This is a genomic window from Psychrilyobacter sp., assembly GCF_049671765.1.
In the GTDB taxonomy this organism is placed as follows: domain Bacteria; phylum Fusobacteriota; class Fusobacteriia; order Fusobacteriales; family Fusobacteriaceae; genus Psychrilyobacter.
In genome coordinates this window covers 1-1,925 of the sequence record NZ_JBATVM010000168.1, presented here as the reverse complement: position 1 = coordinate 1,925, position 1,925 = coordinate 1, and the positions used below count along the sequence as shown (strand labels likewise).

The 1,925-nt window shown below is 28.4% G+C and carries 6 protein-coding genes; all 6 read right to left on the bottom strand.

What is annotated here, in order from left to right; translation table 11 throughout:
- Positions 1-194, bottom strand: a 194-nt coding sequence (locus WBG30_RS07855) for an AAA family ATPase (RefSeq protein WP_424504091.1), incomplete at its 3' end; no start/stop codon positions are given.
- Positions 194-364 (bottom strand): hypothetical protein, encoded by a 171-nt coding sequence (locus WBG30_RS07850; protein WP_424504090.1) that lies wholly within the window; start codon positions 362-364, stop codon positions 194-196. The genes WBG30_RS07850 and WBG30_RS07855, both read right to left, overlap by 1 nt.
- Before the next feature lie 11 nt (positions 365-375).
- Positions 376-519, bottom strand: a complete 144-nt coding sequence (locus WBG30_RS07845; RefSeq protein ID WP_424504089.1) for a hypothetical protein — start codon at positions 517-519, stop codon at positions 376-378.
- Positions 520-539: 20 nt separating this feature from the next.
- Positions 540-890 (bottom strand): hypothetical protein, encoded by a 351-nt coding sequence (locus WBG30_RS07840; protein WP_424504088.1) that lies wholly within the window; start codon positions 888-890, stop codon positions 540-542.
- A gap of 4 nt (positions 891-894) precedes the next feature.
- The gene (locus WBG30_RS07835; RefSeq protein WP_424504087.1) at positions 895-1,068 is read right to left on the bottom strand and encodes a hypothetical protein; all 174 of its coding nucleotides are present in this window, start codon (positions 1,066-1,068) and stop codon (positions 895-897) included.
- The coding region (locus WBG30_RS07830; RefSeq protein ID WP_424504086.1) for a hypothetical protein at positions 1,065-1,925 on the bottom strand (861 nt) is incomplete at its 5' end. The genes WBG30_RS07830 and WBG30_RS07835, both read right to left, overlap by 4 nt.

Below are 1,925 nucleotides of genomic sequence, written 5' to 3'. Positions count from 1 at the left end.
CCATCACCATAGCCTGATTTAGTTCCTGCCATTTGCATGATGTTGTTTTGTGAATCGGATGTAAGGATTAATACTTTGTTTTTCTTATCATCACTTGTTTTTGATAATGTAGAGAGGATATGAGCAGTCCAGAAACATAATAAGGATTTCCCCACTCCTCCTTTATTGTTTTTAAATAAAATTATCTTAGCCATTAGACAATCACCTTTTGCCCTGTAGTGTTTCTTTTTCTTTTGATCTCTGATTTAATTTGCTTAGTTTGTCTATTAGTTAATACATATTCACTTTTTAATATAAAGTTTAGATCCTCTAAACTCATGGCTATAATTTCTTGATGATTTGGTCTTAATTTTGGTTTTTTCATTTTATGTCCTCCTAAAGAAAAATCTTTGGAATTTCTTTAACTCCAAGATAAAATATTACCAATTTCATTATTACTTCTAGATCATTATTTCTTAATATCGTGGCTAATATTCCCATCATTAAAACTGAAAAAATAGCTTTAAATGCATCACTCATTAATTATCCCTCCTAATTTTTTACTTCTCCCATGGCAACCTCTTTTCAACATATGAGAACCAAAGAGCTCTTTGCATTAAGTTATAGAATTTATATTCCCTAATCTTTATTTCATATTTATTATCCATCATAGAACTAACAGTTTGTTTTGTAATAAGGCTAAAATCTAAATGTCTTTTTTTAACTAAATAAATTAATATTTCATATTCTTCCTCAGTTAATTGGTCTCTTTTAAATATCCCTTTATTTTTTACTGTATGATCGATAAAAGGTAAAAAGTTTAGTAATTTTAAATGTTGAAATGGGACATACTCAGGAATAATTTGTTCTAGCTCCACTAAGATATCATCGGTTAAAACTCCTCGTTTCATAAGATCAACTCTCCTCCACTTCAAATTCAATAGTTTCTTTTTGTAGGTATGCCTCGAAACACATTCCCTGGATATCAACTTGATCGGTATATTCCACACCATGTAACACTAATTTTTTAATATCAGGCAAAGTCTTAATTCTAAAATAATTCCAGTTTTTAATTAATGTTCGTTTCATTCAGTTCCCCCTAGAGTATTTAATTTATTATATTTTTTACATAATTGATTACCAAGTTCAGAATCTACGTTTTCACACTCACATCCCATAAATTTTAAAATTGAATTTCTCATAGATCTGATTTTAAACTCTCCTAATTTTTCGATCATAAAGTCTATTTTTTCTGTTCTAGTAACTTTTTTTATATCTACTGGCTCAACTATCTGATGATCTTTATCTTTTAATATGGCCACTAAGACTTTAGAGTTCATATTTTTACTTTTTAATTTTATAAACTCAATTACTTTTTTAACTTCATTGATATCACCATCAGAATAATTTTTAATATTTTTTAAAGTATTAGAATTATGATTTTTAATACTAGCTTCTGAAAGAACGGTTTTTAGTTCTTTAAAAAAATCATCATCAGAGGCAGCAGGATTTGTATCCGTGCTACTACTTTCTTTTGGTGGGAGTATTTTATTAGGAGTATTATGTAACGACTTTTGAGTCGCTGTAGTCTCTACTTTTGAGTCGAAACCACTCGACTTTTGAGTCGCCTCCTCATTTTGTTGACCTAGAAGTCCCATCTTTTCTTTTATTTTTTCTAGCTCATTATCATCTTTTTCTACTTTTTGAATTTCAAACATAGTATTAAATTTTCCTTCAAGATGAAAAAATGTATAGACACCATAAGCCATAGTCTTATGAAGATGTTTTTTTATTAAACCAAGTTTTTCATATTTAGCTATTCTTCGAGCAATCACATCTTTAGAATTGATTTTTAGTGCAGGAAGATAATCAATAAGACTTTGGTAATCTATCCAAACATATTTTTTACCACCAATTATCTTATTAATTAATTTCTTAGAAGTAGT